At 36.8% G+C, this 6,984-nt stretch carries 4 protein-coding genes and 1 pseudogene; 1 reads left to right on the top strand and 4 read right to left on the bottom strand.

Going from position 1 to position 6,984, the window contains the following annotated elements; genetic code table 11:
• The 4 genes and pseudogenes from RT405_RS06350 to RT405_RS06335 all read right to left on the bottom strand — a co-directional run.
• Nucleotides 1–575: pseudogene (locus RT405_RS06350) on the bottom strand (carbohydrate ABC transporter permease); the annotation flags it as partial.
• Nucleotides 576–590: 15 nt separating this feature from the next.
• Nucleotides 591–1,535, bottom strand: a complete 945-nt coding sequence (locus tag RT405_RS06345; protein WP_313468502.1) for a sugar ABC transporter permease — start codon at nucleotides 1,533–1,535, stop codon at nucleotides 591–593.
• 235 nt (nucleotides 1,536–1,770) lie between these two features.
• Complete coding sequence (locus tag RT405_RS06340; RefSeq protein ID WP_313468501.1) at nucleotides 1,771–4,866, bottom strand: glycoside hydrolase family 2 TIM barrel-domain containing protein; 3,096 nt, start codon at nucleotides 4,864–4,866, stop codon at nucleotides 1,771–1,773.
• 344 nt (nucleotides 4,867–5,210) lie between these two features.
• Nucleotides 5,211–6,101: a LysR family transcriptional regulator gene (locus RT405_RS06335; RefSeq protein WP_313468499.1), complete on the bottom strand. Its 891-nt coding sequence runs from the start codon at nucleotides 6,099–6,101 to the stop codon at nucleotides 5,211–5,213.
• Between the two features lie 115 nt (nucleotides 6,102–6,216).
• On the opposite strand from RT405_RS06335, the gene RT405_RS06330 reads away from it, so the two are divergent.
• Nucleotides 6,217–6,984 (top strand): putative sulfate exporter family transporter (locus tag RT405_RS06330; protein WP_313468497.1); only part of this gene is annotated, 768 nt, incomplete at its 3' end.

Here is a 6,984-nt window from a genome sequence, read left to right as displayed (position 1 = left end):
GGACGAATAAAGAAAGTACGCATCACGATGATGTTGAAAGGACTCATTGCCATTGGCAAAATCAATGCCCAAATCGTATCTTTCAATCCTAATAAACTCGTCATCACGATATATCCCGGTACTAGTCCTGCACTAAACAACATGGTTACTAGTGCAAACATGGTGAAGAATTTACGGAATTTAAAGTCTTTACGTGAAATTGCGTAAGCATATGAAGAAGTTAATGTCGTATTGATCAACGTGCCGACAACAGTAACAAAAACGGTAACGAAAAGAGCTTGAAGAATTTGATCGCCCATTTGAGCTAAGTAGCGATACCCGTCAAAACTCCATGTTTCAGGAATCAATTGATACCCATTAACAACCATTGCGGTCTCATCACTAAAGGATAGAATCACAATGAAGATAAAAGGAAACACACAGGAAAAAGCAAATATTCCAATTAAGATGTTAAAAAAGATATTTGTTTTCTTTCCAAATCCTTTGTAATTAACGGAATTAATGCGTTTTTTCTTTTTCTTATCTGTAGCTTTTTTTTGTTCTTGTTCTTTAATATAAGTGTCTTCAGCTTGCATTTTTGCTCCTCCTCTCTAGAATAATGCTGATTCTTCATCAAAACGGCGTACGATCAAGTTGGTGATCATAACTAAGACAAACCCTACAACGGATTGATACAATCCGGCTGCTGTTGTCATCCCAATGTCTCCGCTTGATGCTAAACCATTATAGATATAAGTATCCAAGACAGAAGTAACGTTATAAAGCGCACCTGCATTCCGAGGAATTTGATAAAATAAACCAAAGTCTGCTTTAAAAATACCGCCGACACTCATGATGGTTAAAATAGTGATCAAAGGAACTAAGTGAGGCAAAGTAACGTGTTTGATCTGCTGCCATTTGCTGGCACCGTCGATCTCAGCTGCTTCATAATAAGCCGGTTCGATTCCCATAATAGCTGCAAAGTAAATCACACTGCTGTATCCGACGCCTTTCCAAATGCCCAAGAACACTAAAATATACGGCCAATACGTTGGATCAGAATACCAGCTGATTGGTGTGCCTCCTTGACCTACAATGATCGAGTTGACTAATCCTTTATCCGGGCTCAGGAAAGCGTATACAAAGTAGCTTATAATAACCCATGAAAGGAAATAGGGAAGCAACATAGACGTTTGGTAAATCTTGATCATCTTTTTAGAACGCAATTGACTGACGATAACGGCAATGCTGACTGCTAAGATTAATCCTGCTATAATGAATGTAACGTTGTATAAAATCGTATTTCTGGTAATGATGTAGGCATTTGAAGAAGAAAATAAAAATTTAAAATTATCAAATCCTACCCATTTGCTTTGACTGATACTTCCCCAAAATCCGCCGTCTTCAATAAATCTGAAGTCTTTAAAAGCGACTACATTTCCTGCTACAGGAATATAGAAAAAGAAAATCAACCAAATCGTTCCGGGCAGTGCCATAAACAACATGGCTTTATTTCTATTTAAATGATACAAAAACCCCTTTTTTTTCTTTTTCATTCAGTATGCTCCTTTCAAAACTAATGCCTTTCTTTATACTCTTATTTTAATTGACTATACCAAGTGATGAAAGGAATAAAATATAGGATAACCTACACAAATTATAGAAAAACATTCTTATCAGCTATTTCTAGCGCTTTTTGTTCCTTTTATGGTCTTTATTCTATTGATAAACCGCAAAAAATGAAGTATACCACTTTTTACGGTTCATTATTTTTTTCTTTATCTGAATTACTTAATCATTAAAAGGCCGTAATACCAAATCAAATTCGAATTTTTCAGCTACTGATTGGTACTTTTCTAAAACGTCAGGACCGCAGCTTGCTGAACCAATTCCATGCTGCTGTTTATCTAAATAAAGATAAACTTCTTTTGTTTTCTTTAAATCATAAGTATGTTGAGCTTCATCAAGATTCTTTTGTGTATAGTGGCGAGCACTGAAATTAAATGGTTTATTTCCATTAATCCATAAGCCGCTTTCTCTTTCGTCTGTTACCCTCAACCATTCGACATCTGAGCGATTGCCGTTTTCCTGCGGGTAAATATAAGAAAAACTCAGTTCATCTATTGAATTTTCGTAGATCCCAAAGCGGCCAGCTTCTTTTGTATCCGGGTAATTTTCTCTTGGCCCTCTGCCGTTCCATGCTACTTGATCGAATCTTTCCGGCAAGACCAGTTCGAACCCGATTCGCGGAAATGTAGCTGGATGATCACCTGTTGGTTCGCCTTTTACTTGAATACTGACTTCTCCTGAATGCATCACTGTATAAACAACTTTCACCTCTATCCCCCAAGCAAGAGTTGGCGGTCCTATCCGCTGGGTAATAGTGATTTCAACTGCTGTCTGGTTGTTTAAAAATCGCCACTCAAAAGTGTCTGTTCTTTGCTGCAACCAATGCAAGCCGTAATCTTTCCATATCTTTTCAGAACGATGATCATTATTCGTCATTGCCCGCCAAAAATTAAGTTTCGGCCCCTTCTCTACTAACGATCTATTCTCATACATCCAAGAAATCAACGTTCCATTTAATTTATCAAAAGACAATGCAAAATCTATTCCTTTTAATTCAAAGATGGTTTCCGTCTCTTGACTGGTTAAGGGAACTGTCTGATGTGCAGATGCTGATCGACCGTCTATCATTTCCATCTTTTTGCTTTTCTCATACTGTTTGATTCTAAATTGTTCAAATGCCACTTCATGTCCTTGCACAGACCACTTCGTCTGGCCCACTGTAATAAACTGCATATCGACCCATACGTCGTTGAATGGATTCGCTAAACTGCTCAACCCATTTAATGGAATCGCAAATTCTTTTGATTTACCAGGCTCAATCCCTTTGATCGGCATGCATCCGCTTTGCAGAATAGTCCCTTCTATCCGCATAGACCACGACAACAATAAATGATCTAGTGTTTGAAAATCATATCGATTAACGATCAAAAATATACCTTTTTCGAGATCAACGGCTTCAACTATTATCGGCTGCATTACTTTTTTTAATTCATAATATGCCGGAGATGGATTGCGATCCGGCTGAACCAGTCCATCGATTACAAAGTTATGGTCGTTTGGCTGATCTCCAAAGTCGCCGCCATATGCAAAAAATTCTTCACCTGTTTGAGTATGTTGTCTTAACCCGTGATCAGACCATTCCCAGACAAATCCACCTTGCATTCTTGGATAACGATAAAATAATTTCCAATATTCTTTTAATGCTCCTGGCCCATTTCCCATTGCATGCCCATATTCGCATAAAATATGCGGCTTTTGATGGTTAGCTGCTGCTCCTAGTTGTTCTAACCGATCAATTTCGGTATACATTGTGGAGTTCACAGCGGATATCGGCGAATCTAGATCATATTGTTCTGCTTCAAACAACTGTTTTGTAGCGCCTTCATGATGGATCAAAAAAGCAGGGTATCTTTGATGAAGCCACTTTGCCATTGACTCATGATTGCGGCCAGCCCCTGATTCATTTCCCAGAGACCATAATACGATCGAAGGATGATTTTTGTCTCGTTCAATCATGCGTTCCATCCGATCGATATAAGCATCTTCCCATCTCGGATCGTCACTTAAGAAATTGACATTGCCGACGATCTCAAATCCGTGAGTTTCCAAATCAGCTTCGTTCATAACATATAATCCATAAACATCACACAAAGCATAAAAACGAGGATCATTAGGATAATGTGCCGAACGAACAGCATTGATATTGCCTTGTTTCATCAATTGAATATCTTTTTCCATGTCTTTAAGAGTAACCGCTCGGCCCAAGTCAGGATGATTATCGTGCCGGTTGACTCCTTTAAATTTGATTGGCACATTGTTGACCATAAAAAGACCGTTTTTTATTTCGATCGTTCGAAATCCTATTTTGTGTGTTATTACTTCTAATACTTCTCCTTTTTCGTCGGTCACTGTCAATAGAATTTGATACAAATGAGGTGTTTCTGCTGTCCATTTTAAAGGTTTTTGAATAACAGCTTTGATCTCGTTTTGCTGCTGGAGTTCGTTTAATTCACCGGATATTCCTTGCACAACTTTCTGACGGCTGTCTAATAATGTATAGATTACTTTACGGTATTTTAATTGCTCCAGCACAGTTTCATCAAACTTCAAGTTAACAGTCAATAGCCCGTTAGCGTACTTTTCATCAAGAGCAGCTTCAATATAAAAATCCTCGATGGTAGCTTGAGGCCTTGCTATTAAATAGACATCTCTAAAAATCCCGCTTAACCACCACATATCTTGATCTTCTATGTAAGTAGAATCAGACCATTGATAAACCCTTACGGATAGTTCGTTTTTTCCTGCTTTCAAATAAGAAGTAATATCGAATTCTGCCGGCAAGCGGCTGCCTTTGCTGAACCCTGCTTCGTGTCCGTTGATCCAAAAATGAAAACTATTGTCGACTCCTTCAAAACGCAAAAAAACTTGCTGATCTTTCCAATCTTCTGATATATAAAATTGACGTTTATAACTGCCTGTAGGATTTTCATTTGGAATGTAAGGCGGATCTACAGGAAACGGATATGCTACATTTGTATAATGCGGACGTCCGTACCCGCTTAATTGCCAATGAGAAGGTACGATAATGGTATCCCATGAATCACAATCGTAGCTTTCTTTATAAAAATTCTCTGGTGAGTCAGTTGGATTCTCAGCATAATGAAACTTCCAGCTGCCATTTAATAGTTGGAAGCGAGTAGAATTCTTTCTTTGATCCGTTAATGCTGCCGATTTATCTGCGAACGGAATAAAATAAGATCGACTTTTTAAACGGTTTCGGCTCAATCGTTTGGGATTTTCAAGATCCATTATGTTCATTTAAATACTCTCCTTAAAAAGAAAAAGAAACTTTTTATATCAGCTGCTTCTTTCGTCCTTTGTTTATTTATTTATTTAACCTCTCAAATAAAAATGAGGGGATATATACATATGCCAGCCTTTGCTCTTGTCCTTTTTTCTACAAAAGCAGACCTTTTTATTTTAGCGCTTTAAGGAACCGCTTCCAAACAACTCTATTTTAATCGTCTTAAGCCTGCAAAAAAAGGAACAAAGTATAGCTTTAAATCAACAAATTACAGTTTTTTATTTCCAAATTTAAGAAACGTTCACTCAAGCCGTTAGTTGCTAGAACAGCAGCTAACAGTTTGAGTGAACAAGTAAAACTATTCATTTTTTAGATTGATCAACTGTTTAAAGTTTTTGGCTATTTCTGTTCCTTTTGCATTCGTTTCTTTTAAATAAATCAAATGAAATGGGTGCTCAATCACAAATTTTTTTAATTTAATTTCTTTCAGTGTTCCCTTTTCAAGTTCTTCCTCAACCGCTTTGCGGTATAAAAAAGTAATGCCCAAATTCTTTTCTACTAATTTTTTGATGGAACCAATACTGCCGATCGTCATAGTTTTTATAAAACTGTCTAAATGAATGCCTTTATTTTTTAGAGCTGTTTCGAATATCAAACGGGAGCCCGATCCTTCTTCCCGTATCAATAAAGGAGCAGAAAACAAATCATTGATTTTCTGCTCTTTGCGCCATAAGGGACTGATTGCTGAACAGACTGCAATAAACGATTCTTCGGAAATTTTGTGAAATCCAAAAAACTGCTGATTAAATTCCCCTTCCACAAAAGCAAAATCGATTTTTCCGTGTTCCAATAAATCAATCAACGACTTTGTGTTATCCACTACCATAGAAAGCTGATGTGCAGGATAAACTTGCAGATAGGTTTCAATAAGATTCGGCATCATATATTCACCAATCGTCAGTGTCGCTCCAAAGGTAAAGGAAGGACTTTCTTCTTTTGGATTCAGTTGTTCTTGAATTTGCTGTATTTCCTTTTGCAGCAATAAAAGATCTTTTTTCAATTGTTTTCCTTTTTCAGTTATCGTTACTTGTCTGCCTTCGTACTGAACCAATTCAACTTCCAACTGATTCTGCAAATAATGAATGTGCTGCGTAACAGCTGGTTGTGTAATATGCAATTTTTTTGCTGTCCGAGTATAATTCATTTCCTCTGTAAGCGTCAGAAACGTCTGGTAGCGGTAGTCTAGCATCTTTGTACGTCCTCCATAAACTAAATTTATAAATATATAATAAATGATTATTTTATCTTATGCAAATTAAAGTGTAAACTATTTTCTATAAAAGAGATTATAAAGGAGATGCATCATGCTTACTCAACTCGGAAAAAAAATAAAAACAATTCTGCCAGGTTTATTTATCAGTATTCTTATTTCTATAGCTAGTCAATACTTAGCTGCTTTTCTACCTACGCTAGGATCAGCTTTAATTGCTATTTTTATAGGAATTTTATTAGGAAACACGCTGCTAAATAAACCTTCTTTAAATAGCGGAACTAAATTTTCGGAAAAAACATTATTAGAATTGTCCATTGTTTTAAATGGATTGATTCTTGATTTCCAAATTATTAAACAAGTTGGCTCTACTGGTTTTGTTTTCGTTCTGCTTCAAATGATAGCCACTATTTTTATAGCTTATTGGATCGGCCGTTCTATGAAATTCAATAAGAAATTTTCATTGTTAATGGGAGCTGGGAACGCCGTCTGTGGTTCTTCCGCAATCGGAACTGTTTCTCCGGTCATTAAAGCAGACGATAAAGATAAAGGCATGTCGATCACTGCTGTTAATATTGTAGGAACTTTTTTAATGGTTTTATTGCCTCTCATTTCTTCTTGGCTTTACCATCATGAGGCTGTACAAACCTCTGCTTTGATCGGTGGAACCGTTCAATCTATTGGTCAAGTTATCGCTTCTGCTAAATTAGTCAGCGGAGAAGTAACCAATTTAGCCATTGTATTCAAATTAATGAGAGTTCTGCTAATTGTAGCTGTTGCCCTTATTTACGGTAAACTAAATGTTAAAGAAAGCGAGCCGTTGCTGTCTAAATCTACTACTGATTCAAGTGCTGCTAAACAA

It is taken from the genome of Carnobacterium sp. (assembly GCF_032094055.1).
GTDB lineage: Bacteria > Bacillota > Bacilli > Lactobacillales > Carnobacteriaceae > Carnobacterium_A.
Note: the sequence above shows the minus strand (reverse complement) of the source record. Positions and strands in the feature narration are given on the sequence as shown.

Excerpts from the sequence above, each read along its gene's own strand:
- RT405_RS06340 (WP_313468501.1), bottom strand. The coding sequence starts at position 4,866 with ATGAACATAATGGATCTTGAAAATCCCAAACGATTGAGCCGAAACCGT.
- RT405_RS06345 (WP_313468502.1), bottom strand. The coding sequence starts at position 1,535 with ATGAAAAAGAAAAAAAAGGGGTTTTTGTATCATTTAAATAGAAATAAA.
- RT405_RS06335 (WP_313468499.1), bottom strand. The coding sequence starts at position 6,101 with ATGCTAGACTACCGCTACCAGACGTTTCTGACGCTTACAGAGGAAATG.